At 71.8% G+C, this 26,157-nt stretch carries 23 protein-coding genes; 12 read left to right on the top strand and 11 right to left on the bottom strand.

Annotation, left to right across the window (positions count from 1 at the left end):
• Positions 1 to 75 precede the first annotated feature (75 nt).
• The 4 genes from ACFYXF_RS24225 (at position 76) to ACFYXF_RS24210 (ending at position 3,604) form a co-directional block, all read left to right on the top strand.
• Positions 76 to 1,083 (top strand): ATP-binding cassette domain-containing protein, encoded by a 1,008-nt coding sequence (locus tag ACFYXF_RS24225; RefSeq protein WP_389352668.1) that lies wholly within the window; start codon positions 76 to 78, stop codon positions 1,081 to 1,083.
• Complete coding sequence (locus tag ACFYXF_RS24220; RefSeq protein ID WP_389352233.1) at positions 1,080 to 1,874, top strand: ABC transporter permease; 795 nt, start codon at positions 1,080 to 1,082, stop codon at positions 1,872 to 1,874. Before ACFYXF_RS24225 ends, ACFYXF_RS24220 begins: the two co-directional genes overlap by 4 nt.
• A gap of 126 nt (positions 1,875 to 2,000) precedes the next feature.
• Complete coding sequence (locus ACFYXF_RS24215) at positions 2,001 to 2,417, top strand: YciI family protein (protein WP_389352231.1); 417 nt, start codon at positions 2,001 to 2,003, stop codon at positions 2,415 to 2,417.
• Between the two features lie 47 nt (positions 2,418 to 2,464).
• Positions 2,465 to 3,604 (top strand): RNA polymerase sigma factor, encoded by a 1,140-nt coding sequence (locus ACFYXF_RS24210; RefSeq protein ID WP_389352229.1) that lies wholly within the window; start codon positions 2,465 to 2,467, stop codon positions 3,602 to 3,604.
• Between the two features lies 1 nt (position 3,605).
• Here the strand turns inward: ACFYXF_RS24210 and ACFYXF_RS24205 are convergent, their stop codons facing one another.
• From ACFYXF_RS24205 to ACFYXF_RS24195, 3 genes are read right to left on the bottom strand one after another with little or no spacing between them, the layout of a single operon-like run.
• On the bottom strand, positions 3,606 to 4,130 hold the full coding sequence (locus ACFYXF_RS24205; RefSeq protein ID WP_389352227.1) for a hypothetical protein: 525 nt from the start codon (positions 4,128 to 4,130) through the stop codon (positions 3,606 to 3,608).
• A gap of 59 nt (positions 4,131 to 4,189) precedes the next feature.
• The gene (locus tag ACFYXF_RS24200; protein WP_389352225.1) at positions 4,190 to 4,309 is read right to left on the bottom strand and encodes a DUF397 domain-containing protein; all 120 of its coding nucleotides are present in this window, start codon (positions 4,307 to 4,309) and stop codon (positions 4,190 to 4,192) included.
• A complete protein-coding gene (locus tag ACFYXF_RS24195; RefSeq protein WP_389352223.1) occupies positions 4,272 to 5,219 on the bottom strand; it encodes a Scr1 family TA system antitoxin-like transcriptional regulator in 948 nt (315 codons plus the stop codon). The genes ACFYXF_RS24200 and ACFYXF_RS24195 overlap by 38 nt, the downstream gene beginning before the upstream one ends.
• 124 nt (positions 5,220 to 5,343) lie before the next feature.
• On the opposite strand from ACFYXF_RS24195, the gene ACFYXF_RS24190 reads away from it, so the two are divergent.
• Both ACFYXF_RS24190 and ACFYXF_RS24185 read left to right on the top strand, forming a co-directional pair.
• The gene (locus tag ACFYXF_RS24190) at positions 5,344 to 5,853 is read left to right on the top strand and encodes a hypothetical protein (protein ID WP_389352221.1); all 510 of its coding nucleotides are present in this window, start codon (positions 5,344 to 5,346) and stop codon (positions 5,851 to 5,853) included.
• 92 nt (positions 5,854 to 5,945) lie between these two features.
• Positions 5,946 to 6,692, top strand: a complete 747-nt coding sequence (locus ACFYXF_RS24185; protein ID WP_389352220.1) for a DUF899 family protein — start codon at positions 5,946 to 5,948, stop codon at positions 6,690 to 6,692.
• A 9-nt stretch (positions 6,693 to 6,701) separates the two neighbouring features.
• Here the strand turns inward: ACFYXF_RS24185 and ACFYXF_RS24180 are convergent, their stop codons facing one another.
• From ACFYXF_RS24180 to uvrA, 3 genes are all read right to left on the bottom strand, one after another.
• Entirely contained in the window at positions 6,702 to 6,962 is a 261-nt protein-coding gene (locus ACFYXF_RS24180; protein ID WP_389352219.1) for a hypothetical protein, read from the bottom strand.
• An 83-nt stretch (positions 6,963 to 7,045) separates the two neighbouring features.
• On the bottom strand, positions 7,046 to 7,396 hold the full coding sequence (locus ACFYXF_RS24175; RefSeq protein WP_389352217.1) for a VOC family protein: 351 nt from the start codon (positions 7,394 to 7,396) through the stop codon (positions 7,046 to 7,048).
• A 177-nt stretch (positions 7,397 to 7,573) separates the two neighbouring features.
• Complete coding sequence (gene uvrA / locus ACFYXF_RS24170) at positions 7,574 to 10,105, bottom strand: excinuclease ABC subunit UvrA (protein WP_389352215.1); 2,532 nt, start codon at positions 10,103 to 10,105, stop codon at positions 7,574 to 7,576.
• Positions 10,106 to 10,222: 117 nt separating this feature from the next.
• On the opposite strand from uvrA, the gene ACFYXF_RS24165 reads away from it, so the two are divergent.
• Positions 10,223 to 11,014, top strand: coding sequence for a MerR family transcriptional regulator (locus ACFYXF_RS24165; RefSeq protein WP_389352214.1), 792 nt, complete (start codon positions 10,223 to 10,225; stop codon positions 11,012 to 11,014).
• On the opposite strand, the gene ACFYXF_RS24160 is transcribed toward ACFYXF_RS24165, so the two are convergent.
• The 4 genes from ACFYXF_RS24160 to ACFYXF_RS24145 all read right to left on the bottom strand — a co-directional run bounded on the left by ACFYXF_RS24160 (position 10,965) and on the right by ACFYXF_RS24145 (position 18,304).
• Positions 10,965 to 13,214, bottom strand: a complete 2,250-nt coding sequence (locus tag ACFYXF_RS24160) for a bifunctional serine/threonine-protein kinase/ABC transporter substrate-binding protein (protein ID WP_389352212.1) — start codon at positions 13,212 to 13,214, stop codon at positions 10,965 to 10,967. The genes ACFYXF_RS24165 and ACFYXF_RS24160 overlap by 50 nt on opposite strands.
• A gap of 82 nt (positions 13,215 to 13,296) precedes the next feature.
• Positions 13,297 to 15,468 carry a bifunctional serine/threonine-protein kinase/ABC transporter substrate-binding protein gene (locus ACFYXF_RS24155; protein WP_389352211.1) on the bottom strand — a complete coding sequence of 724 codons (2,172 nt, stop codon included), beginning with the start codon at positions 15,466 to 15,468 and terminating at the stop codon, positions 13,297 to 13,299.
• On the bottom strand, positions 15,468 to 16,379 hold the full coding sequence (locus ACFYXF_RS24150) for a hypothetical protein (protein WP_389352666.1): 912 nt from the start codon (positions 16,377 to 16,379) through the stop codon (positions 15,468 to 15,470). Before ACFYXF_RS24150 ends, ACFYXF_RS24155 begins: the two co-directional genes overlap by 1 nt.
• 449 nt (positions 16,380 to 16,828) lie before the next feature.
• Complete coding sequence (locus tag ACFYXF_RS24145) at positions 16,829 to 18,304, bottom strand: hypothetical protein (RefSeq protein WP_389352209.1); 1,476 nt, start codon at positions 18,302 to 18,304, stop codon at positions 16,829 to 16,831.
• A gap of 177 nt (positions 18,305 to 18,481) precedes the next feature.
• Here ACFYXF_RS24145 and ACFYXF_RS24140 point away from each other — a divergent pair, with 177 nt between their 5' ends.
• Positions 18,482 to 19,432 (top strand): transglutaminase-like domain-containing protein, encoded by a 951-nt coding sequence (locus tag ACFYXF_RS24140; RefSeq protein ID WP_389352207.1) that lies wholly within the window; start codon positions 18,482 to 18,484, stop codon positions 19,430 to 19,432.
• Between the two features lie 6 nt (positions 19,433 to 19,438).
• Here the strand turns inward: ACFYXF_RS24140 and ACFYXF_RS24135 are convergent, their stop codons facing one another.
• The gene (locus tag ACFYXF_RS24135) at positions 19,439 to 20,737 is read right to left on the bottom strand and encodes a PucR family transcriptional regulator (RefSeq protein ID WP_389352206.1); all 1,299 of its coding nucleotides are present in this window, start codon (positions 20,735 to 20,737) and stop codon (positions 19,439 to 19,441) included.
• Positions 20,738 to 20,855: 118 nt separating this feature from the next.
• Here ACFYXF_RS24135 and ACFYXF_RS24130 point away from each other — a divergent pair, with 118 nt between their 5' ends.
• The 4 genes from ACFYXF_RS24130 (at position 20,856) to ACFYXF_RS24115 (ending at position 26,157) form a co-directional block, all read left to right on the top strand.
• A complete protein-coding gene (locus ACFYXF_RS24130) occupies positions 20,856 to 21,314 on the top strand; it encodes a nucleoside deaminase (RefSeq protein WP_389352664.1) in 459 nt (152 codons plus the stop codon).
• Positions 21,307 to 22,296, top strand: a complete 990-nt coding sequence (locus tag ACFYXF_RS24125) for an isopenicillin N synthase family dioxygenase (RefSeq protein ID WP_389352204.1) — start codon at positions 21,307 to 21,309, stop codon at positions 22,294 to 22,296. The genes ACFYXF_RS24130 and ACFYXF_RS24125 overlap by 8 nt, the downstream gene beginning before the upstream one ends.
• 154 nt (positions 22,297 to 22,450) lie before the next feature.
• On the top strand, positions 22,451 to 24,571 hold the full coding sequence (locus ACFYXF_RS24120; RefSeq protein WP_389352203.1) for a hypothetical protein: 2,121 nt from the start codon (positions 22,451 to 22,453) through the stop codon (positions 24,569 to 24,571).
• Complete coding sequence (locus tag ACFYXF_RS24115) at positions 24,571 to 26,157, top strand: ABC transporter substrate-binding protein (protein WP_389352202.1); 1,587 nt, start codon at positions 24,571 to 24,573, stop codon at positions 26,155 to 26,157. Before ACFYXF_RS24120 ends, ACFYXF_RS24115 begins: the two co-directional genes overlap by 1 nt.

The raw sequence follows: 26,157 nt of genomic DNA, 5'->3' as shown, positions 1-26,157 counted from the left end.
CTCCAACTCCCGCTCCGCTCCCACCACTTCAGCCTTCTCTCAGGCTCTCAGGAGGGCCACATGCCTTCATCTGTCATGCCCACGCCCAATGCAGCCAGTACGTCCAATGCATCCAATACGTCCAACGCGATCGCCCCCGCCATCTCCACCCTCGGTCTGCGCAAGTCGTACGGCGACAAGACCGTCCTCGACGGCATCGATCTGCGCATCCCCACCGGGTCCGTCTTCGCGCTCCTCGGCCCGAACGGCGCCGGCAAGACCACCGCCGTGAAGATCCTCTCCACCCTCATCAGCGCCGACGACGGACAGGCCCAGGTCGCGGGCCACGACATCGCCACGTCACCGGACGGAGTGCGGGCCGCGATCGGCGTCACCGGGCAGTTCTCCGCCGTGGACGGCCTGATCACCGGCGAGGAGAACATGCTCCTCATGGCCGACCTCCACCACCTGCCCAGGCAGGAGGGACGGAAGGCCGCCGCCGAACTCCTGGAGCGCTTCGATCTGACGGAGGCCGCGACCAAGCCCGCCTCCACCTACTCCGGGGGCATGAAGCGCCGCCTGGACATCGCCATGACGCTGGTCGGCAGCCCCCGGATCATCTTCCTCGACGAGCCGACCACCGGCCTCGACCCGCGCTCCCGCCACAACATGTGGGGCATCATCCGCGGGCTGGTCGCCGACGGGGTGACGGTGTTCCTCACCACGCAGTACCTGGAAGAGGCCGACGAACTCGCCGACCGTATCGCCGTGTTGAACGACGGGAAGATCGTCGCCGAGGGCACCGCAGAAGAGCTGAAGCGCCTCGTCCCCGGCGGCCACGTCCGCCTCCGCTTCACCGACCCCGACACCTACCGCTCCGCCGCCACCACCCTGCGCGAAGTCACCCGGAACGACGAGGCCCTGACCCTCCAGATCCCCAGCGACGGCAGTCAGCGCGAACTGCGCTCCCTGCTCGACTGGTTGGACGCGGCCGGCATCGAGGCGGACGAACTGACCGTGCACACCCCGGACTTGGACGACGTGTTCTTCGCCCTGACCGGCCCCGCCAACGTCGCCGACGATGCCAAGGAGAACGTCCGATGAGCAGCGCCCTCACCCTCGCCGTCCGCGACTCGAACACCATGCTGCGCCGCAACCTGCTCCACGCACGCCGCTACCCGTCGCTCACCCTGAACGTGCTGCTCACGCCGATCATGCTGCTCCTGCTCTTCGTCTACGTCTTCGGCGGCGCGATGAGCGCGGGCATCGGCAGTGATGGGGCGGACCGCTCCGCCTACATCGCGTATCTCGTCCCGGGCATCCTGCTGATGACCATCGGCTCCACCACGATCGGCACGGCCGTGTCCGTCTCCATGGACATGAACGAGGGCATCATCGCCCGCTTCCGTACGATGGCGATCCACCGCGGATCCGTGCTCATCGGGCACGTCGTCGGCAGCGTCATGCAGGTGCTCGCCAGCCTGGCCCTGGTCGGCGCCGTCGGGGTGGCCATCGGGTTCCGGTCCACGGACGCGACGGCCCTGGAATGGCTGGCCGCGATCGGACTGCTCGTACTGTTCGCCCTGGCGCTGACCTGGATCGCGGTCGGGATGGGCCTGTCCAGCCCGAACCCCGAGGCGGCCAGCAACACGGCGATGCCGTTGATCTTCCTGCCGCTGATCTCCAGTACGTTCGTGCCGATCGACGCGATGCCGGGCTGGTTCCAGCCGATCGCCGAGTACCAGCCCTTCACGCCGGCCATCGAGACCCTGCGCGGTCTGCTCCTCGGGACGGAGATCGGCAACAACGGCTGGATCGCGGTGAGCTGGTGCCTGGTACTGGCCGCGCTCGGCTACTACTGGTCCAAGTCGCTGTTCGACCGCGACGCGAAGTAGCGGACGCGGTCGGACGAAACGGCCGCAAAAAACTTCGGGCGGCGATGTCGAGAACCCGCGCCCCGCTCCGTCCCAGCTGTGAACGCGACCAGAATGGGCCGCACCAGCACACCCAGGAGACACACCATGGCCAAGTACCTGCTGCTCAAGCACTACCGAGGCGCCCCGGCCGCCGTCAACGACGTGCCCATGGACCAGTGGACTCAGGACGAGATCACGGCGCACGTCCAGTACATGCGGGACTTCGCGGACCGGCTCGAAAAGACGGGCGAGTTCGTCGACGGTGAGGCGCTGGCCCCCGAGGGGGCGTGGGTCCGGTACGACGGTGAGGGGCGCCCGCCGGTCACCGACGGCCCGTTCGCCGAGACCAAGGACCTGATCGCCGGCTGGATGATCATCGACGTCGACACCTACGACCGTGCCGTCGAACTGGCCGGGGAGCTGTCGGCCGCCCCCGGAGCGGGCGGCAAGCCGATCCACGAGTGGCTGGAGGTACGCCCGTTCCTGGCCGCACCCCCCACCATCACGGACTGCCCCCACTAATGACCCCGTCCACCCCGTCCACCCCATCGAACCCATCGAACCCATCGATGGACGAGGCCCTGCTCCGAAGCCTCACCCCGAACGTCCTCGCCGTCCTCGTCCGCCGCGGAGCCGACTTCGCGGCGGCCGAGGACGCCGTACAGGACGCGCTGGTGGAGGCGGTCCGCGTCTGGCCCGACGACCCGCCCCGGGACCCGAAGGGCTGGCTGGTCACGGTGGCGTGGCGCCGGTTCCTGGACGCGGCCCGAGCGGACACGGCCCGCCGCAGACGAGAGGACCGCCTGGACGAGGAGCCGACACGGGGCCCCGCCCCGGCGCAGGACGACACACTCCAGCTGTACTTCCTGTGCGCCCACCCGTCCCTGACCGCGTCGTCCGCGGTGGCCCTCACGCTCCGCGCGGTCGGCGGGCTCACCACTCGCCAGATCGCCCAGGCCTATCTGGTCCCCGAGGCGACGATGGCGCAGCGCATCAGCCGGGCCAAGCGCACGGTGTCGGGCGTACGGCTGGACCAGCCCGGCGACGTCGCCACCGTCCTGCGCGTCCTCTACCTGGTCTTCAACGAGGGCTACTCCGGCGACGTGGACCTGGCCGCCGAGGCCATCCGCCTCACCCGACGCCTCGCGACCGCGATCGACCACCCCGAGGTGGCGGGGCTGCTGGCCCTGATGCTGCTCCACCACGCGAGGCGCGCGGCCCGGACAACCCCCGACGGGGACCTGGTACCACTCGCCGAACAGGACAGAACCCACTGGGACACGAAGACGATCGCCGAGGGCGTGGCGATCCTCCAGACCGCCCTCTCCCGAGACCGCCTGGGCGAGTTCCAGGCCCAGGCGGCCATCGCGGCCCTCCACGCGGACGCACAGACCGCCGAGGAGACGGACTGGGTCCAGATCGTGGAGTGGTACGACGAGCTGACCCGCCTGACGGACAACCCGGTGGTCCGCCTGAACCGCGCGGTAGCGGTGGGCGAGGCGGACGGCCCCCGCGCAGGCCTGGCGGAGCTGGCGAAACTGGACGACGCACTACCCCGCCACACGGCGGTGGCGGCCTACCTCCACGAACGCGACGGCGACACGAAAACAGCGGCCCGCCTGTACGCCGAGGCCGCCCAAAAGGCCCCCAACCTCGCCGAACGCAACCACCTGACCCGCCAGGCGGCCCGCCTCAACGCCGACCGGTAACTCATCCAGGCGTCGCGATTCGCGGCGACGAATACAGGCGCTGGTCCTTTCCCAGGGGTTGTTCCTCGACCCTGCCGAGCCACAGGAGTACGCCGTGGCGTCGCTCCCAGAGGGACACGTACACGCCCTTGACGAACCGCTCCGGTACGAACGCAATCCCCCAAGCGACGCCCCAGGGGTCCCAGAGCAGGCCGAAAAGCAGGATCGGCAGTCCGACGGTGACAATGAAGGATCCGTGGAAGCTGCGGCGCATGGACTCACGCGGGACGGGGAGTATCGCCTCGGGGTCGGTCAGGGGGAGCGCGCTCTCGAAATCGCGCTTCTCGCCGCCCAGCCACCACGACCGTGTCAAAACCCCCTGCAGGCCGATCAGCCCCATGGCCACTGCAAGCCACAGCGCGAGAAACACCTCTCCGTTGTCAGTCTGCGGCAGCCCGCGCAGGGCGATGACCACAGGCGCGGTGACTGCCGTGGCGATCCCCACCTCGACGACCGCCGACAACTGATGGTGAACGTAGCGCACCACAGTTTTCCCCCTCCGCATGCGCCTCCCAGGGCGCACACGGGACTCACTATGTACGATCGTCAGCGAGCCGCGAACCCCACGAACTCGGCCCAGGCGGCACGGGTTACGACGATCACGGGACCCTCGGGAGCCACCTTGCTGTCACGCACCGGGACGACGCCGTGGAATCCGGGGGCCACTTCGACGCAGTTGCCGCCGTCGTTGCCGCTGTAGCTGCTCTTGATCCAGGTCGCCATGTCGAGTGCGTGCCTGCGCATGATGCTCGTAACCCTCCATCACGTCGCTGATCAGAGCGGCGGATTCGCGGGCCGACGGGATGTCCGCCCTGAGCACATCATAAGTCTGGCTGTGCCGTGCGTAATCGGCTGGATCATTGGTGAAGTACCCCTGGCTCAGCGACTCCGAGTACACCCACCGTTCGCCGGGGAGGTCGATCAGGGACATGGAACTCTTCGGCGGGACAAGTCCGAACAGGCCGGTCGGGACCACCTGGATACGGATGTTGGGGCGCTGCCCGACACCCAGCAGATGCGCGCACTGGTCGCGCATGACCTCCGGGCTGCCCACCGCGTTGCGCAGACAGCTCTCGTCCAGGACAGCGACGTACAAGGGGCCGTCGTCCGCCAGGAATCGCGGCTGGCGACTCAACCTGGCCCGGACACGGTCCTCCACTTCCTTACCGGTCGAAATCTGGGAGAACAGGGCGTGCGCGTAGCCCGGAGCCTGCAACAAGCCGGGGATGACCTGCTCTTGATACTCCCGAAGAGCCACCGCCTCCCCATCCATCCTTGCCCGCCGCTCGAACCAGTCCGGATGCTGAACCTCCGGATACCAGTCCACCTTCTTCCACAGCCGCAGCAACACCCCACCCGTGCCCAGCAGTTCGTCGCACGTCTTCGCGAACGTGTCCTGCGGGACGCTGATCCCCGCCTCCACCTTCGCCACGTGGGACCGGTCGCACGGGATCTGCTGGGCCAGCGCCGCCTGGGTCAGGAACGCGGCCTCGCGGAAGTGTCGTAACACCTCACCGAACAGCGCGGCGTTGCTGACTCCCGTCCCGGAACCGTCCTCCGCGTTACGTCGCGCCACGCGCCCTCCTCATGTGCCAGTGCCCTGTTCACACGCCCCAGGCGTTGAACCGGACCGTTCCCCTCAGCCACCCTCGATACACCCAGAGTAATGACGAACAGTGACGTACGTACGGAGTTGGCGCATGAACGACGAACAGCACATCGAGCCGGGGACGACGACGAGCCGGCGGGCGGCCATCCACCACTCGGGGCTCAACCTGCTGCCCGCCACGATCTATCCGTCACCTCCCGTACCCGTCCCGGACTGCGCCACCTGCGACGAGCTGGCCGAGATGCGCCGCATCGCCCGGACCGAGGCCGACCGCAGCCGCGAGGCCGACGCGAACGTGCTGCTCCGCCGCCACCAGCGACAGGCGCACACCGGGGACGGGGAAGGTGGGGAAGGTACGGAGAAGCCCCGCCACCGCGTCTTCCGATACGTCCCGTACTCCATCGTCCAGGACGGCTCCGCCGAGCCCGAGTACGAGGCGCGCTGCGTCTCGGGCGACGAGCGCGACTGCGGGGCCGTGTCGGGACGGCACGCGAACCCGGCCGAGGTCGAGGAGTGGCAGCGCCTGCACACCCAGGAGACCGGCCACACCCGCTACCGCCGCTGCTTCGCCGACTACTCGGTACTGGAGCCGCAGGCATAGGAGCGAGCGCCCGTCGCGATGAGTTTCGACCGGGTCGGGAGTCTGTTGTGGTGACGACCGTCGCTGGAGCTGGAGTACGTACGGAGGACACCATGACGAACACGCCCGTCGTAGACCTGGCCACCTGGCAGGCCGCCCGTGACGAGCTGCTGGTCCGCGAGAAGGCCCACACCCGTGAGGGCGACGCCATCGCCGCGGCCCGCCGCCGACTGCCGATGGTGGAGTTCGACGGGACGGTCGAGGTCGTCGGCCCCGACGGCCCGGTCCCGTTCCTGGACCTGTTCGAGGGCCGCGACGAACTCGTGGTCTACAAGCACATGTGGTACGACGGCGCACCGCACCAGGGCCAGTGCGAGGGCTGCACCACCACGGCCTGGCACCTGAAGGACGCCGTCTACCTCAACGCCCGGGGTGTGTCCTTCGCCGTCCTGACGACGGGCCCTTGGGACGAGGTGGCCGACTTCGTCGAGTTCATGGGCTACACCCAGCCCTGGTACTCGGTACGCGACGTGGCCGGCCCGGCCGGTGGCGCCATGGGCTACCTCACCTCCTACCTGCGCGACGGCGACCGCGTGTTCCTCACCTACTCCACGACGGGCCGAGGCAACGAGCGGGTCAACGGCTCCCTCGGTCTGCTCGACATGACCCCCTACGGCCGCGGCGAGGCCTGGGAGGACAACCCCGAGGGCCATCCCGAGGGAGGAGCCCCGTGCTGGTCCTGGCGCTCGGACGCCGAGGGCAACCCCTCCTGGGGCCCGACCAGCCGCCCGGTCCCCCAGTGGTCCCGCCCCGACGCGACCCCCGTCCAGACCCTCGGCCGCCAAGGCCCCCACCACTGACGGACGCCCTCAGCGACGCGCCGTGGTCGCCGCCGACCACACCCCGGCCCCCACACATACGACGACCAGCACCGCCAGAACAACGATGCCCGGGTTCACCCACATCGGCACAAGGTCGTAGTCGGCGTTGCACTTGTTGTGCAGCGGGAACCATTGGCCCGGCTCCCGCCAGTACTCGGCCCGGTACTCCTCGTCCACCCGCTGACCGACAGAAGCACAGGTCTCGTCGAGTTCATGACCGCCGGAGAACATCCCGACGAAGTACGTCACCCCCAGCAGAAACAAGAAGACGACGGCCAGAGCCGCTTCGCGACCACCCCGAGATACGCCACGCCGAGCCAGAAGTGCCGGGGTCACAAGCTGTGGGCGACGGGGTGCAGAGGTTCGTACAGCGGCAGCTCGGCGCCACTGGGGAGCCGGATCGCCGTCAACCGGCCCCAGCGTTGTTCGCTGACCGGGCGGGTGATCTCGACGCCCTGCGCGCGGAACTCGCCGAGCTGGGCGTCAAGGTCGTCGCACATCAGGAAGAACTCGTGCTGGGGCGGGCCGTCGGTCGGGTGCACGGCCACCTCGGCCGGGGGCAGCTTGAAGATGAGCCAGCCGCCGCCCGCGTCGACGCCGGGAAAGTCGAGGACGTCACGGAGGAACGCGCGGTCCGCCTCGGCGTCCTGGCTGTAGAGGATGACATGTGCACCGCTGATCATGGCTTGCTCCTGCCCCTTCGACGTGAGCGCGGTCGTGTCCTCGGCATCCTGGCACGCTCAGGCGGCAGAGCGACCGCACGTCTGCCGCGTGCTCGCCCGGCTCGCCGTCTTCGTCGCCCTCGACCTCGGCCTCGACCTCAACCTCGATCCGGACAACCCCTCGTCGATGAACGACGCCTACCAGGCCGCTCCGCCCGGGAAACCGCCCCCGCGCAGAAACGCCCCCGTCCGGGAACCGGCCACCACCGCGACCTCCTCCGGCGTCCCCTCCGCCACCACGAGCCCGCCCCCGGCGCCGCCCTCCGGGCCGAGGTCGACGAGCCAGTCGGAGGCGCGCATGACGTCGAGGTTGTGCTCGATCGTCACGACCGAGTGGCCCGCGTCGACGAGGCGTTGGAGTACGTCGAGCAGGCGGGCGGTGTCGGCGGCGTGCAGGCCTGTGGTCGGCTCGTCGAGGAGGTAGAGGGTGCGTCCGGTCGCGCGGCGCCCCAACTCCTTGGCCAGCTTGAGGCGTTGGGCCTCGCCGCCGGAGAGGGTGGTGGCCGGCTGGCCGAGGGGGAGGTAGCCGAGGCCCACGTCCGAGAGCCGCCGCAGCCGGGCCGCGACCTGCCGTACGCCCCGGAAGACGGTCAGCGCCTCGTCCACCGTGGCGGCCAGTACCTCGGCGATGTCGTACCCGTCGTAGCGGACCGCGAGCACCTCGCTCCGGAACCGGCGGCCCCGGCAGCCCGGACACCGCACCTCCACCGCGGGCAGGAAATGCATGTGCACGGCGAGCACACCGGCACCCTCGCACCGCTCGCAGCGCCCGCCCGGCACGTTGAAGGAGAAGGAGGCGGGAGTCAGGCCCCTGGACCTTGCCGTGTCCTGCGCGGCGAACAGCTCTCTCACCGGCGTGAAGACGTCCGCGTACGTCGCCGCGTTCGAACGCGGGAGGCGGCTGATCGGCTCCTGGTCGATCGTCACGACCTTGTCGAGATGCTCCCAGCCGTCGATGCCGTCGTGCTCCCCCGGCGACACCGGCAATGCCCTTGCCGGGTCCAGACGTTGCTGTGCCGCCCGCCCCAACACATCCAGTATCAGCGTCGACTTGCCCGACCCGGACGGCCCGGTGACCGTCACCAGCCGCCCGAGCGGAATCCGTACGGTGACGTCCCGGAGGTTGTGTGCACGGGCCCCGCGAATCACCAACTCCTCGGCCCTGTCCGGCCGTTCCTTCCGTACGGGGTGCTGGAGCCGCCCCGACAGATACGCCCCGGTGACCGACCCCTCCGTCGCCGCCACCTCCTCCGGCGTCCCCGAGGCGACGACCCGGCCGCCGTCCCGGCCCGCGCCAGGACCGATGTCGACGACGTGATCGGCGGCCCACAGCACGTCCAGGTCGTGCTCGATGACGAGGACCGTGTTGCCCAGGTCGCGCAGACGGCGCAGTACGTCGACGAGGCGGGCGGTGTCGGCGGGGTGCAGCCCGATCGTCGGCTCGTCGAGGACGTACAGCATGCCGGTGAGGCCCGAGCCGAGCAGCGCGGCCAGGCGCAGCCGCTGGGACTCGCCTGCGGAGAGGCTGGTGCTCGACTGGTCGAGGGTCAGATAGCCGACCCCGGTGTCGACGAGCCGTCGTACCCGCTCCTCCAGGTCGGCCACGACGGGCTCGGCGAACCGCCACTCGTCCCCGGTCGCCCGTGACCTCAACTCGCCCACCCAGTCCGCGAGTTCGGCGAGCGGCAGCCGGGCCGCGTCCGTGATGCCGAGCCCGTGCACGGTGACGGCCCGGCTCTCGCCACGCAGCCGGGTCCCCGCGCACGCCCCGCAGACCTCCTTCACCATCGAACGCTCGGCCTTCTGCCGGTAGTCGGTGTCGTCGACCCGATCGGCGTAGCGCCGCATGAACGCGGTGACGACCCCCTCGAAGCGGCCTGCGGAGACGGTGGTCGGGGCCTCGACAGCCGGGAAGCGGCGCCGGAACTCCGGTGACTCGACCCCGTACAGGAGCAAGTCCCTTGCCGCCGGGGCCAGTTCGGTGACCGGAGTGTCCGCGTCGAAGGTGAGGCCGTAGTGGTGGGCCGCTGCCAGCAACAACTGCACGTTCCGCTCGACGACTTGCCGGGGCCAGCCCCGCACCGCACCGGCGGCGACGCTCGACTCCTCGTCCACCAGGGTCCGTACGTCCACCCGGATCACCTCGCCGAGCCCCGTGCAGGAGGGGCAAGCACCGGCGGGCTTGTTGAAGGAGAAGGAACCCATGACGAGTCCGGGCACGGGCGCGGCGCAGTGCGGACAGTTCACGCCCCCGGCCCCCTCCCTCTCCTCCTCGTCGTCGCCTTCCGGGGCGTGGGCGTACGACGGAGGGACCCCCTCCCCACAGCTCGGGCACGGCCGTACGCCGATCCGGGACCACAGCAGCCGCAGATAGGTGAAGACCTCGGTCGCCGTGCCGACCGTCGAGCGCGGGCCGCGTCCGGCCGGGCGCTGGTCGACGCTGACCGACGGGGACAGCCCGGTGATCGAGTCGACGGAGGGCCTGCTGACACCGGCGGTCGCCACACCCCACGACTCCATGTACTGCCGGTGGCTCTCCCGGTGGAGGGTGTCGAGGGCGAGCGTGGACTTGCCGGAACCGGAGAGACCGGTCATGACGACCAGTTTCCGCTTCGGGATCGCGAGCGAGACGTTCTTGAGATTGTGGAGACGGGCACCTTTGACGTGCATCACGGAACTTCGGTCAACCGTGTCTTCATCCATACCTTCAAGTTTTTCATTGAAGTTCCTGTTGAGATTTTTAGGCAGAAACACCGGGCCGCACTGCCTCTAAGCTTCAAATCCGTGATGAACCACGAGTCGCGACTCCGTCCCGTCGACCTGGCCCGGCTGTCGGGACTGTCGACGCAGCAGATCCGCAACTACGAGGACGCGGGCGTCCTGCCCCCGGCGGCGCGGACGGAGTCGGGGTACCGCGTCTTCGGGGACGTGCACCGCCGCGCGCTGCTCACCTACCGGGCCCTGCAACCGGGGTACGGCCCACTGGCGGCGACCGCCGTCATGCGGACCCTGCACGACGGTGACGTACCGGGCGCCCTCGCGCTCGTCGACGCGGCGCACGCCGGGCTGCACGAGCAGCGGACGGCACTGCGGGCGACCCGCGAGGCCCTGGAGGCCCTGGCCACCCGGCGGACTCCGGCGGCGACACCCCGTACGGCCGACCTGCGGATCGGCGAGGTGGCCGCACTGCTCGGCGTACGGACGTCCGCGCTACGGGTGTGGGAGGCGGCGGGACTCCTCACCCCGGCCCGCGAACGCGGCACGCGCTACCGCCGGTTCGGCCCCGACGACATCCGCGACGCCCGCCTGATCCAGACCCTCCGCCGCAGCCACTACCCCCTGGACCAGATCAGCCCGGTACTGGAAGAACTGCGTCAGCAGGGCAGCACGGAGGCACTGCGCGCGGCGGTCGCGGCACGTGGGGAGGCACTGGCGGGGCGCACGCGGGCGATGCTGACGGGGGCGGGGCGGTTGGCGGAGTACATCGAGTACGTCGAGCGGCGCGGGACGGTCATCGGAGCGGCGCCGGTCAGCTCACCTGGTCGTACCGGCCCAGGAAGCGGAACTGACCGCCCCTGACCTGGTACAGGAAGCTCGTGTTCTCGGGTCGGAGGCTGTGGGTGATGTCCTGGTTGAAGCGGATGGGCTTGGCCACACCGTCGTAGGTGAGTTTGAAGAGGCGTTCGGCGACCTGCCCGGGGGTGATGCCGGCGCCGCCGCCGTTGGCGTTCAGGGAGGCGGCGATCAGACCCACCGCGTCATAGGCCTCGGCGGCCCAGCGGGCGGGAGGCGCGCCGTAGCGGTCGCGGTACGCGGCGGTGAAGGCCTTGGCGGCCTTGCTGTCCGACGACTGCGGTTCGCTGTAGGGCGCCCCCGACACCCAGCCCTCGGCGGCCTCGCCCGCGGCCTCCGGGAAAGCCGGGCGCATGACGGGTTCGAAGGTCACCCGGGGACCGGTGAAACCCGCGGTGGCCAGCGCGCGGGCACAGGCCGCGGCCCGGGTCGGCGAGGTGCCCGCGTAGACGACGGCCTCGGGGCGCGTGGCCAGCGCGGCGGCGACGGCCGGGCCGAAGTCGTCCGTGCCGGACGCCACCGGGTGGACGGTGGCGGTGCCCTCACTGGGCGGTGTCTCGCGCAGGTCGCGGGCGAGGCCGGCGGCCATCTCGCCCGCGGCCTGATCCTGGACGACGGCGGTGCGCTCGACCTTGTGGACCCAGGTCAGGTAGGCGAGCACCGGTGTGGTCCGGTACCTGCTCGGGGCCGTGGTCACGCAGAGGGTGCGTTCCGTGGCCGCAGACAGCCCCAGGGCGTCGTAGTCGGCCGAGACGAGCAGGACCGGCGTGGACGCCTCCCCGTACAGGGGGACCGCCACGCGGGCGGCGGCGACGGTGGTGGGGCCGATCACCGCGCACAGGGACCGCTCGGCGAGCAGCTTGCGGGCCCCTGCCTTCGCCCGCCCGGCCTCGCCCCGGTCGTCGTACGAGGTGAGGGCGAGCCGGAAGCGGGTGTCCTTGCGGGCGTTGTGGGCGGCCACGGCGAGCCGGGCGCCGCGCTCCTGCGCCAGTCCGACCTCTTTCTGATCACCTGTCAGGGCGGCCTGGAAGCCGATGACATGGGTGGGCAGGTTCTGCGCCGCGCCGCCCTGCGTGGTTTCCTGACGGTTCATCAGAACGATCGCGGTGCCGGTACCGGACGCAGCGAGGACCGCGACGGCCGAGCCGCCGATGGCGAGGATCCGGCGCCGGGAGGGCGCGCGTCCCTCGTCGATGAGGGTGGGCTCCAGTGGGGCCGTGGGTCCGCTCTGCCGGGGCGGCGGGTCCAGAGCGCGGGCCGAGCGGTCGGCGACCAGGCGTAGCACGGCGGAGGGGAGCCAGTCGGCCGGGAGGGCCGGGGCGGAGGTGAACTCCTGTACGGGAGTGGTCTGTTGATGGGGAGCGGCCTGTTGATCGGGGCCGGTCGCCGGCTGCTTGACATCCCGCAGGGAGCGGGCGAGCTCGGTGGCTGTGGGGCGCCCGGCGGGGTCCTTGGCCAGGCAGCCCGCGATCGCCGTACGCAGGGGGAGCGGCAGCCGGTCGAGGCCGGGTACGTCGGGTTCCTCGTGCACGGTGCGGTACAGGACGGCGGCCGGGTCGCCGAGGCCGAAGGGCCGCTGCCCGGTGAGGGCGTACGCCAGCACACAGCCCAGGGCGAACAGGTCGCTCGCCGGGGCCGCCTCGCCACCGGTCCGGGCCTGCTCGGGGGCGAGGTAGCCGGGGGTGCCGACGATCGCGCCGGGCTCGGTCAGCGCCGTGGCACCGCCGGCCTGGGCGATGCCGAAGTCGATCAGCCGGGGGCCGTCGAGGGCGAGCAGGACGTTGCCCGGTTTGACGTCCCGGTGCACCAGGCCGGCACCGTGCACCTCGGTCAGTGCCTCCGCCAGCCGGGCGCCGAGCGCGGTGACGGCGTACGGCGTCAGCGGGCCGTGGCCGTCCACCGCCTCGGCCAGGGACGGCCCCGGCACGAACGCGGTGGCCAGCCACGGCTCGCGGGCCTCGGCGTCGGCGTCGGTGACCGGCACCAGCCAGCGGCAGGTGAACCCCCTGGCCAGCCGCGCCTCGCGCCGGAACCGTTCCCGGAAGGCCCGGTCGGCGGCGTACTCGGCGCGGATGACCTTCAGGGCGACCAGGGTCCCGTCGGCGGTGCGGGCCAGGTAGACCACGCCCATGCCGCCCGCGCCGAGCCGGGCGAGCAGCCGGTGCCCGCCCAGCTCGCCGGGGTCGTGCGCGTGCAGCGCCCGCATCAGTCCAGCTCCTCCGGTTCCACGGCCACCGTCCCAGCCCCTCCGACATCTACCGCGCCGGATCCCGTCGGATCCCGTCGGATCAGCTTCCGGTGAGGTCCAGGACGCCCACGTACGCGAACCGGCTGTTCTGGACGCGGTACTGGTGCATCAGTCGCTGCTTCATCCGCTTCCGGTCGTCGAAGGCGTAGGTCGCGGCCACCCCGGTGAACCGGGCCGCGGCGAGGGCCCGGGTGAGCCGGTCGTGGGTGGGCCGCTTCCCGCCCTTCGGGGCGAGGGCGGTGAGCCGGTCGGCGAGCAGCCGCGTCACGTCGTACGCCTCGGCCGCCCACGGGCCCGGCGCGCTGCCGTACCGCTTGCGGTAGGCGGTGGCGAAGGCGCTCACGGGTGCGGCGTCGGGTCCGATGTACGACGTCAGCGCCTGCCAGCCCTCGGCCGCCCGGCCCGCCCCGGCGACGAAGGCCCCGGTGGCGGAGGCGGCGTCGAGGTAGCGGGGCCCGGTGAAGTTCCGCTCCGCGAGGGTACGGGCGACCGCGGCGGCGCGTTCGGGGGTGCCGATGTAGTAGAAGCCGTCGACACCGCGGCCGAGCATGTCGTCGGTGACGGGTGCCAGGTCGCTCGTGCTCGCGAGGGCCGGCACCACGCGCAGGTACAGCTCCAGCTGGCCGCTCGCGGCGCTGCTGGTCACGAGCACTGACTCCATGCCGACCAGCCCGCCCGCCCTGTCGCCCAGCAGACCCATTTTGCCGACACCCCCCGCGCCGAGTGCGGTGACAGTGGCGAAGGCGCCGTACGCGGACAGCGTCGCGGCCTGGAAGTACGAGCGCGGGTCGGTGCCGGCGATGCCCGCCTGCGCGGCGCGGGTCGACAGCTCCGACACCGTCAGCAGGGGCATCACGGCGGCGTCGTAGACCTCCAGCGCGGCCAGCGTCGAGGCGTAGCCGGTGGGGCCGACCACGGCGAGGACATCGGTGGCGCCGGTCAGCCGCCGCGCCGCCCGGACCGCGCGGGCCGGCTCCCCCCGGTCGTCCTCGGTCCGCAGGGCGAGGGTGAACGGCCTGCCCTCGCGTGCGTTGAACCGCTCCACCGCCAGCCGCGCGCCCCGCTCCTGCGCCCGCCCGGCCTCCCGCAGCGGGCCCGTCAGATCCGCGTGGAGGCCGATGACCCAGGGGCTGTTCGCGGTCTGTGCCCGCGGAGTGTCCTCGTCGTCGCGCAACGCCGCCCACAGCGCGGCCCCGCCGCCCGCCAGGAGCAGCGCCGCGCCGCCGCCCAGGGCGAGGACCCTGCGGCGGCTGCGCCCCGGGGAGTCCTGGGAATCCGGGAACTCCGGGGAATCCTGCGGGACTTCGGTGGGCTCTATGCCCGGAAGGGCGAGCATCTCCGCCGACCGTTCGGCGATCATCCGTACGACCGGGTCGGGCAGCCAGTCGACGGTGCCGGCCGGGGCGTCCTCCACCAGTGCCGCGTCCAGCTCGGCGGACGTGGGCCGCTCCTCCGGCTCCTTCGCCAGGCAGCGGCCGAGCAGCGCCCGCAGCTCGGTGTCCTCGACACCGTCCAGCTCGGGCTCGTCGTGGACGGTGCGGTACAGCAGCGCGTCCGCCGCGCCGGTGCCGAACGGCAGGCGGCCGGTGGCCGCGTACGCCAGCACGCACCCCAGCGAGAAGACGTCGCTCGCCGCGCCCACCTGCCGCGCCCGTGCCTGCTCGGGAGAGAGGAAGCCGGGGGTGCCGACCACCATGTTGTCCGAGGTCAGCTCGGTCTCGTCGGCCGCTGTCGGACGGGCGATCCCGAAGTCGATGAGGCGGGGGCCGTCGAGGGCGAGCAGGATGTTGCCCGGCTTGACGTCCCGGTGGACCAGGCCTGCCTCGTGCACGGTGGTCAGGGCGCGGGCCAGCACCTTGCCGAGCACCCGTACCGCACGGTCCGGCAGCGGTCCGCAGGCCGCGACCGCCTCGGCGAGGGAGGGTCCGGGCACGAACGTGGTGGCCAGCCAGGGCGCCGCCGCCTCCGTGTCCGCGCCGAGCACCCGTACCACCCACGGGCTGTCGACCTGCCCGGCAGAGGACGCCTCGCGTCGGAAACGGGCCCGGAACTCGGCCTGTTCGGCGTACTCGGGCTGGATCACCTTCACGGCGGCCAGGTCGCCGGTCCCGGTCCTGGCCAGGTAGACCACGCCCATGCCGCCGGCTCCCAGGCGGCCCAGCAGACGGTTGTCGCCGAGGCGGGAGGGGTCGGCGGGAAGGAGACGCTCCATCACTCGCCGCCCTTCTTGTCCCCGACGGTGGGGCTGGCGGAGGGGGTGGCGGCGGGGGTACCGGGGGAGGTTGCCGGGTCCGGTGAGGCCGAGTCTGCCCCGGTGGGGCTTCCGATCACGTCCTGCACCCGCACCAGCGTCCTGGCGGCCACATCCAACTCGGGCGACGTGCCCTCCTGCCCTCCGCACGAGGACGCGGAGATCACGACCGGGCCGAACACGGACTGCGTCCACGAGTAGGGGTACGGCCCGCCCCGGGTGTCGCTGACGCACGCGCCCGACTCCGACAGCGAGTCGTCGCTGGACGTGTTGCCGCTCTCGCCCCAGGCGACGGCCACGGAGGAGAGATCGGTCAGCCGCTCGCCCGCCCGCAGGGTCTGTTCCGGGCAGCCGACGGCCTCCTCCAGCATCCCGGCCTGCTCCCAGGCGGCGTCCAGCGCCGTCCGGTGCACGGTGACCGTGGTCGACATCCGCATCGCCCCCTCGGCACCGCTCGCGGGCACCTCGAAGTGGCGGGTGAGCGTGGCCAGTACGTCCTCCGGCAGACCCTCCCGCTGCCATGCGCAGCTCTCGCCCAGCACGGCCCAGGTGTTCGGATCGCTCTCGTACGGCGTCCCCGGCGCCGCCCCCGACCCGGCCTGCTCCGGATCGGCGATCACCTTCCGGACGAACGCCCACGCCTCGGCCGCGCTGCGCGGCTGCTTCGCCGGGTCCGCCTGTTCGGTCGGCGAGGCCGCGGGTAAGGCATCGACGCCGGTGACCGCCTCCGTGTCACCATCACTCCGGGCGGGATCCGGGCTCGCCCCCCGCGTCGTCTCCCCATCCGGACCGCTGCCGCCGTCAGTACAGCCGACCAGCAGCGCCGCGCACGTCATCACCACCCCGCAGACCGACCGGGCTCTCGCATACATCACGATCTCCTCCTCCGGTTCCGCCGCTCCACGTGCCGGCCACCGCGCACACCGCGTCAGCGGCGCGGTTCATGCCTGTACCGATGCCGCACCCGCACCAGGCGGTTCCCCCAACGCCCTGTTTCCTCAAGGTAGTTCAGAGTGCTCATGCTGTACGGGACATGCCTCATGAACTGTCGGCAACCGGGACGCCGGTGCCTCGCCGATGGCCTGCGAGAGCTCGGCCGACCGTGCGGACCTGCGCCGAAACCACGACCCGTGCCGCATCGCCCGTGCCGCATCGCCTGTGGCGGAAGTCCGGGACCGAGTCCGCGATCAGGTCATCGGTGCGCCCGGGGGCGCGGGGGCGTACCGACGGCGGACCATCGGCCCCTGTCGGGGTACTCGCCGGGCGAGACGCGACGGAGCTCAGGGCAAGCGCACATGGGCACCAGTCTCTGCCCCACGCCCTAAGGCATCAGCCGCTGCATCACCGCGCGCGGCAGCGACGGATTGCCGGCCGCAGCCTCCGCCACCCCCCACTCCTCGTCGGCGAGCAGTTCCACGACGGCCTTGGGCGGGAGTGCCGGGTGACCGGCGGCTATGGCTCTCGCCCGGATGTCCGCCAGGCAGGCGAGCAGTGCTCGCGGGGTCGCGTTGCGATGGCGGGCGACCTCGCGGAACGCCTTCTGTACCGGCGGCCGGTGGCGGGTGAGGTCCTCCAGGAGTTCCCCGGACGCGTCCGGGTTGGTCGCCACCCTGGCGAGGACCCGGACTCCGTGCCGGTCGAGCATCGCGCGCAGCTGTGCCTCGGAGAGGCCCGGGTGCGGTGCGATCGACTTGAGCACCTTCGCGTCGGGGTCGGCGGCCAGCGCGTCGCGTATCCCGGCGGGCAGATCGCGGCGCAGGGCCAGGAGCATCCGTACGGTCGAGTCGGTCGACCGGGCCAGCTCCTCGACCTCGGCCGGGGAGGCGGTCGCGACGCGTGGGAGCAGGGCGGCGCCGAGCTTCGTGGTGGTGGCGAGGCGGGCGAGCAGGTCGAGCGGCACGTTGGGGTTGTGCGCGAGGTGGAAGCGAACGTCGCGGCTCTCGTCGTCCGCCAGTGCGCGCATCAGGGTCTCGTCGATCGCCGGGTTCTCGGCGAGGACGGCGCGGATGCCGGGAACGGGGTCGACGGTGAGGCGTCGGGCCGCCTCCGGAGGGAGGTCGTGGCGTTCGGCGAGGGCCCAGCGCAGCATCGTCGACGGGTGGTCCGCGAAGGCGGCCACGGCCTCGGTGGGGGTGGCGGAGTTGCACAGGGCCGCGTGCTGGATGTTGTGCACGGCGGACTCGTGGGAGCCGTCGCAGGAGGCGTCGGGCGGCAGATCGCAGTCGGAGTGTTCGCAGTCCGGGTCGTGGGTGTACGGCGTCTCCTCGCGGTCGCAGACCTCGCACCGGCTCGCGGGCGGCAGCCCCTCCCCGCTGATCAGCGCCGCCAGTACGGCGGGCGGCGTCGCCTCGTTCCAGGCCACGGCCCGGCGGACCTCGGCGTGCGGATGCCCGGCGAGCCTCGCCGCGGCCTCCGGGGTCGCCCGCAGGGCGAGTTCCGCGACGACGTCCACGTCCGGGTCGGCGGCGAGCGTCTCCACCACGTCGGGCGGCAGGCCCGGGCAGGAGGCCAGTCGTTCCCGGTTCCGGTGCCACGGGTCCGCCGCGAGCCGCCGGGCCCACTCCGGGTCGCCCCGCCCCCGGTCGAGCAGCTGGAAAGCGGTCTCCGGGACCCGGGCGTGGAGCGCGACCACCTGCGCGTGCGTGAGGTCCTCGCGTTCGACGAGTTCGTCGACGAAGTCCGCGTCGGCCGCCGCGACCGCGATCAGCCGGTCGACCAGCTCCGGCGGCAGGGCGGTGTTGGCGGCGAGCCCGTTCAGGACATGGGCATGGACATGGACATGATTCGCAGGGGGCACAGGGGCATTCTGGCCGCGGCAGGGCCGGCGTTCACATGCTTTTCCCCGCCCCGGCCCACTCCCCTGCCCGCCCCCCTGGACAATCTGCGGCGAATTTTGGCACGGTGGTGCGAGCCGGCCGGCAATCGAACGTACGACCGAATACGTACTCGACCCCCAGTCCCAGGGAGCCCCATCGTGCCGTCCGCGCACCCCGGTCCCGCCCCGGAGGCCGCCGCCTTCTACCGCACCCACAGCACCTTCTCCGACCCCGGCGACCTCGCTCCGCTGTACGCCGGCCTCCCCGCCTCCCCCGCCCAACTCGCCCGCACAGCACGCGACTTGATGATCCACCGGCGCGAGGGCGACCTCTTCCGGCACACGCACCCCGCCGAGCGACTGCGGCTCGACGCCGAGACCCGCTACCTCGACGACATTCTGCGGATCGTCATCGCCCGCGACGACTCCCCGCTGACCCGGCGGCGCGCGGCCGGGGACCGGTTCGTGGGCGTCTGCCGGGACTTCGCGCTGCTGCACTGTTCGCTGCTGCGGCACAGCGGCGTTCCCGCGCGGGTGCGGTCCGGGTTCGCCGACTACTTCGGGACGGACGGTTTCCACTGCGACCACGTCGTCACCGAGTACTGGGACGAGGCGCGCGGCTGGCTGCTCGCCGACGCGCAGCTCGCCGATCCCGCCGTCACCGCCGCCTGGAACGTCGGCTTCGACCCGATGGACGTACCCCGTGACCGTTTCCTGGTCGCGGGCCGGGCCTGGCGGGACATCCGGGCCGGGGACGCCGACCCCGGCGCCTTCGGGCTCCACCCGCCGGAGGAGGGTCCGCTGAACGGCGAGTGGTTCGTGGCCGGCAACGTGCGGCTCGACCTCGCCGCGCTGAACAAGGTGGAGACCCTGCTGTGGGACATCTGGGGGACGGAGGCCGAGGAGGACGGCCGGACCATGACCGAGCCCCTCCGTGAGCTGTACGACCGGGTCTCACTGGTCGTCGCCCCCGACTCTCCCGAGGACGTCTCGTTCGAGGCCGCTCGGCAGCTCTTCGCCGAGGAGGACGGGCTGCGGACGCCGAAGACCGTGCTGTCGGTGTCCGAGTACAACCCGCCGCGCCAGGTCACCCTCCGGGCGTTCGGCTAGCGGCTGCTACGCCACCGTCCGCAGGCCCGCTGCTCCCGCCCCCGCCGCCCCCGTCCCCCGCACCACCCGCCACGCGCAAGCCGCCGTCAGCAGCTCCCCCAGCAGGTCCGGGTCGTCGATCTCCAGGCCCAGCAGGGACTCGATGCGTTCCAGGCGTTGGTAGAGGGACTGGCGGCCTATGTGGAGGAGGGTCGCCGTGCGGGTCGGGGAGCAGCCGTTGCGGAGGTGGACCTCCAGGGTGCGGACCAGGTCGCTGGGGTGGGCCGCCTCCCAGGCCAGCAGCGGGCCGAGGGTGTGCTGGACCAGGCGGGTCAGGCGGTCGTGGTTGGCGTCGACCCCGCCTCGGGTCAGTTCCCGTTCGAGGGCCAGGGCACGGGACGAGGTCACCAGGGGGCCCTGGGGTGCGTTCGGCTCCGGGGGCGGCACCGTCAGGGCCAGTTCCAGCGTCGTACGGGCCGCGCGCAGCGTCTCGCTCCAGCGCAGCCAGCCGCTGTCGGCGTCGACGGCGTGGCCCACGGCTACGGTGAGGCCGGGGGCGGTGGTCGCCGTACGGAACGCTTCCTGCACCGCCCGTACGGGATCCCGTCCCCTCTTCGGTCCAGGCCCCGCCGCCCCCACTCCCGCCCCCGGCAGCACCGCCACCAGCGCCAGCACATCCCCCGGGAACGCCGCCCGCAGCACCGCCCCGCCCAGGACCCGCACCGCCCGGTCCACCGCCCCGACGTCCCGCGTGCCGTGCACGGAGACGCCGATCAGCCGGGCGCCGGGGCCGGGGTGGAACCCGGACAGGGCCGCGCGGGCCTCGACCTCGGGCTGGTTCAGGGGCTGGGCGTCGGCGAGGTCCGCGAGCAGGGCGGCGGTGTGGTCGTCGCCCCAGGGGCGGACCACCGTACGGCCGGACAGGCCCCGGGCGACGATCGCGCGGTTGGCGGCCTCGGTGATGCGTACGAAGGGGACGACCCGGCGGAGCGCCAGGAGGGGCAGGCCCAGGCGGCGGGCCTCGTCCGTCACCTCGGGCGGCATCGCCGGGAGCGAGCGGCCGATCTCCACCGCGAGGCCCGCCGCACCCCGGGCGGTCAGCTCACGGACGTACCGGCGCCGCACCTCCTCGTCCGTGTCGGTGAGGCCGAAACCGTTGGTCAGCAGCAGCTCGCCGCCGTCCAGGAAGTTCGCGCCCTCGTACACCTCGCTGGAGTGGACCCAGCGCACCGGACGGTCCAATGCCGACTGGCCGGTGAGCAGTTCGGGGTCGGCTGCGCGGACCGGGTCCAAGGTCAGGACTTCACGGAGGGTGAGTGCGGGCACGGGTGCCTCCAGGGGCGCTGACACTTCGTCCTGCTGCGGGATGTCCGGAGAGTACTTTCCGCACGTTGCCCCGGTGTTTCCGTCGAAGGAGAGTGGACCCATGGATCAGATGGATCAGATGGTTCAGCTGGATGACGTACAGGCCCGCTCCTGGCTCGCCGTCGCCGTCTCCGAGGCCCGTGCCGGGCTCGCCGAGGGCGGTATCCCGATCGGCGCCGCGCTCTTCGGCGCCGACGGCACGCTCCTCGGGCGTGGGCACAACCGGCGCGTCCAGGACGGCGACCCCTCGACACACGGCGAGACGGCCGCGTTCCGGAACGCGGGACGGCAGCGTTCGTACCGTGGGACGACCATGGTCACCACGCTCTCGCCCTGCTGGTACTGCTCGGGTCTGGTCCGGCAGTTCGGCATCTCCCGGGTGGTCGTGGGCGAGGCCGTGACCTTTCACGGCGGCCACGACTGGCTCGCCGAGCACGGCGTCGAGATCGTGCTGCTCGACGATCCCGAGTGCGTCGAGCTGATGCGCGACTTCATCAAGAACAATCCCGCACTGTGGAACGAGGACATCGGTGAGTGACCAGGTGAGTGACCGTCCCGTGGAACCGCGCATTCCCACCATCGACCTGCGCCCCTGGCTCTCCGGGGACCCCGACGCCCGTGCCGCCATCGCCCGTACCGTCGACGAGGCCCTCCAGACCGCCGGTTTCCTGCTGGTCACCGGGCACGGCGTCGACCCCGCCCTGCGGGCCGGCGTCCGGGAGGCGGCCCGTGCCTTCTTCGCGCTGCCCGCCGAGGCGAAGGAGCGGTACGCGGTGAAGGTCGGGGGGCGGGGGTGGCTGGGGCCCGGGGCCGAGGCCAACGGGTACTCGGAGGGGACCGAGACTCCGCCCGACCTCAAGGAGTCGCTGTCCTTCGCCACGCACGAGCCCTTCGACGACCCGGTCGTCAACGCCGAGTGGTGCGCGCCCAACGTGTGGCCCACCGAGGCGCCCGAGCTGCGGGCGCTGTGCGAGGAGTATCTCGACCGGATGGGCGAGCTGGAGAAGGAGCTGCTCACCCTGCTCGGTGACGCGCTCGGGATCGAATCCGACTTCTTCTCCCGGCACATGGACCATCCGACGTACGGCTTCAACATCAACTGGTACCCGGGGATCGAGGTCGTCGGCGAGCCGGAGCCGGGGCAGTTCCGGATCGGGCCGCACACCGACTTCGGGACGGTCACGATCCTCGACCGGCAGGCCGGGAAGGGCGGGCTGCAGGTCTACACGGACGAGGGCGGCTGGGAGGACGCGCCCTTCGATCCGGAGGCGTTCACCATCAACATCGGTGATCTGATGGCCCGTTGGACCGGGGACCGGTGGCGGTCGGGGCGGCACCGGGTGCTGCCGCCGCCGGCCGACGCGCCCGCCGAGGAGCTGATGTCCCTCGTGTACTTCGGCGAGTGCACCCCGGGCACGATCGTCGAGTCGGTCCCCGCCCCGGTGGGCCGGGTCGCGTACGAACCCTTCGACTCGCACGTCTATCTGCGGGGACAGTTGGACTCGATCACCGTCGAGTAAGGGGCCGTTCAAAGCTGAGCATCGGGCCGATAATTTCGTAACTCAACGGACATCTCACTATCTGGTCCGATGCAACTCCCTCTTCTTACACTGGTGTTGCTGCAACAAACAGCAGACTGACAGTGCACTGGACCGCGCCAGGGGGAGGGATGCGGTGCTCAGACGGCTGCACGGACGCGGGGCGCTCTTCGACATCGAGCCGCCGGGGCTCGCGCCCCGGCTCATCGGACTGCGGCCCCACCACCACATCGCTTCTCCCCTCGAACACCCCCGTGAGCTGCCGTTCGTCGTGCTCACCGCCGGGCGCGGGCTCGGCAAGAGCGCCGTCTTACGTGAGCTGCGCGCCGCCTACCAGGGGCACACCCCGATCGCGCTGATCGACTGCGAGGACCCCCAGTTCACCGGGTCGTTCGAGTCGCGTCCGGCGCAGGCCTGGTCGCCGCTCGCGCAGGCGCTTCTCGTGATCGCCGAGCAGCTCGCCGAACCGGTCACCGGGGCCCGGCGGATCGCCTTTCCCCGGCTGATGTCGGGGCTGATCGCGGTGGCCGCCGGCGGCTGGGGCAACGCCGACACCGAGCGCATCCGGTGGGAGGTCCAGCGGATGCTGCTGCTCAACGAGAGCGGCTCGTGGTTCAGCGGGTTCGCCGCGCGCTGGGCGGGCCGGGTCGCCGCGAAGGCGGTCGCGGCGGCGATCAGCGACGACCCGCTGGTGTCGGCGGTCATCGAGGCGACGCTGGAGGCGATGACGGAACGTTCCTCGGGTTCGCGGCAGCGCCGGGCGTCCACCTGGTACCGGACCTACCCCAACGCCGGTGACCGTGCCGAACTCGGACTCCGGCTGCTCTCCGACCACTTCAGGGCCGGCGGCACCTCCCGCGAGCACGCCGAGCGCTATCTCGTCCGCGCCCTGCGCGCCGACCTCACCGACGCCTACACCGGGATGCGGGCGCACCTGCAACGCCTCGGCCGTCCACTGGTGTTGGTCGACAACGCCCAGGGGTCGCCCGGCCGCGAACTCATCGAGCAGGTGCTGCGCGACCGGTCCGAGGGGATCACCGACCAGGTCGCCTTCATCGCCGCCGTGCGGGGCAGCGGCGGCCAGTCCTCGCTGCGCAACGCCGTACGCCGGGATCTGCGCGAGACCGCCCAGCGCACCCGCTGGACCCCGTCCGACACGGCCGCCTCCCGGGCGCTGCTGGTGTCGCTGCCGCCGCTCTCCTCCGACGACACGCTGCACATCGTCGACGCGGTCTGCACGGGTACGGCGGTGCCCGTACCGGCCGAACTCCCGCCCGCCACCCACCGGTTGACGTGCGGAAACCCGCTGGGCATCGCACTGCTCGCCGAGTCGGCCCGGCAGAACCTCCCCCAACTGCCGCCCACCGCGCCCTTCGGCGCCCTGCTCACCGCCGACCTCGTCCTGTACGAGGACCGCGACGGCCGTCCCGCCTACCGCGAACTCCTCGACCGGCTCGTCCCCGCCGACCGGCTCGACGAACTGACCGTGCTGGCCGCCGCCCACGACCACGACTCGGCCTGTCTGCTCGCCGCCGCCGGGCTCCCGGACGACTTCGGCCCGTCGAGCGTCCGCGCCCTGGAGACCCGGCTCACGGCGGAGGGACTGCCCGCCGTACCCGGGCAGTTCGTCGGCGACGGCTTCGTCCGCACCCTGCTCCTGCTGCGCCTGCACCACCGGCACGCCGACCACGGCAAGTGGCGGGACGTCCACGAGACCCTCATCCAGCACTACGAGGGACCCGAACCGTCGGCGGCCCGCTACCGCCTCCACCACGAACTCGCCCTCGGCGACACCGGACCGGCGGTCGCGTACCTCCGCGACACCTTCCACACCCTCGACACCCGCACCTGGCTCGACACGCTCCTGTTCGTCGCGTCCGCGCCCTACTTCCACGCCCACGACACCGAGGGCCACGACTTCGCGGGCGGCGACCACCACCGCGCCCGGATCGCCTTCGGCCACACCGACGCCGAGCAGCTCCCGCCGGACGACGTGGACGCCGTACTGCATCTGCGGGTACGCCGACTCCTGCACGCCGTCTGGCAGTTGACCGACCCGCTGGTGCTGCCCGACCGCACACTGTGCTCCCGGCTGCGCTACGAGCTGGAGCAGCTCTCCAACGACCCGCTGGCCAGCAACGCGCTGCTGTGGCAGGCCTCGCAGGAGTGGCCCGAGGACGCGCTGGCCGGGCGCCCGCTGCGCGTCCCGGGCGACGAGGACTCCGCCGACGACGACCGCAACGACGGAGGCGCGTGATGGCTCGCAGGGGTTTCAGGGGCATCGGGATGCGTCTGCGCGAGGAGGTCTGGGAGATCCCCCTGCGCAGGTTCCTGGCTCTGCTGCTGGTCGCGGGGCTGGTGGCCGGACTGACGTACGGCATCAAGGAGTGGACGTACGACGACCGTTCGTGCGCGCCAGGTGTGGAGCGGCCCGAAGGCAGCGAGGAGTGCGTGGGCGTCTCGTCCACTGGTTACTCCTTCGGCCGCGCCCAACTCGCCGACACCATCAGGGCGATCGACCGCGAGAACGACTCGCTCGGCGACGACTACGTCACCGTCGCCCTGTTCGAGCCGTTCACCGCGACCGACGCGGACAACCTCGGGGATGTGCTGCACGAACTCCAGGGCGCGTATCTCGCCCAGTGGAAGGTGAACCACGACGCGAACGGCGAGGGTCCGCCGATCCGCCTCGTGCTCGCCAACCCGGGCCGCACCGGCGCCCATTGGGAGCACACGGTCGACCAGCTGGAGAAGATGACGACCACCTCGGACCGGCTGCGCGCGGTCACCGGGATCGGGCTCAGCACCGAGGAGAACACGCGGGCGGTCAAGGAGCTGACCAGCCGTGGCATCCCCGTCGTCGGCACCTCCATCACGGCCGACAGCCTCGCCAACGGCCAGCAGGGCAACCCGGCGGGCATGGAACCCTTCCCCGGGCTCGCCCGCGTCGCCCCCACCAACACCGACGAGGCCCGCGCCCTCGCCTCCTTCGCCAAGGTGGCGGCCGACAAGGCGGTGCTGGTGTACGACGATCCGGGCGACCCGTACACCCTCACCCTGCAAGCCTCGTTCGAGAAGCTCCTGACGGGCTCGCGCTATCAGCCGTGGCCCTTCACCCCGCTCGCCGACCGCACCAAGGAAGGCACCACCGCCAACGACTTCCGGCAGATCAGGGAGCTGATGTGCGACACCGCGCCCGCCGTGAACACCATCCTGTTCGCCGGCCGTCACACCCAACTGCGCCAGTTCATCAACGCACTTGGCGAACGAGGCTGCCAGCAGCGGGAGTTCACCATCCTCACCGGTGACGACGCCTCCTATCTCACCGGCGACGCGAAACTCGACCCCGAGGCCCTCAAGCACGGCATCTCGGTCCGCTACAGCGCCCTCGCCCACCCGGACGCCTGGATCAAGAGCCCCCCGAAGACCGGGGGTTCGGCGGCCGACGCCCAGGATCTGGCCGACCTGCTGACCGCCGCCCAGGCCAACAGGACGGCCAAGACCGACAGGCCCCTGCCGATCGGCGAAGTCGACCTGGAGGACGGCCAGCTGATCGTGGCGTACGACGCGATGCGACTCACCGTCGAGGGCGTCCGCGAGGCCACGCCCCGCGGTCAGTCCGCGCCGACCCTCGCCGACGTGGGCGACGAGTGGACCCTCATCAAGGGCTCCTCGGGCCGGGTGAACGGCGCGAGCGGCTGGATCTGCCTCGACAACTACGGCAACCCGTACGACAAGGCCGTGCCGATCGTGGAACTGACCCCCGACCGGCACGCCCGTTTCGTCGAGATCGCCTGGCCTACCGGGAAGCCCCCGGAGAAGGACTGCCTGCCGCCGTCGTGA

The organism is Streptomyces sp. NPDC002680 (assembly GCF_042889145.1).
GTDB classification, from domain to species: domain Bacteria; phylum Actinomycetota; class Actinomycetes; order Streptomycetales; family Streptomycetaceae; genus Streptomyces; species Streptomyces adonidis.
Note: the sequence above shows the minus strand (reverse complement) of the source record. Positions and strands in the feature narration are given on the sequence as shown.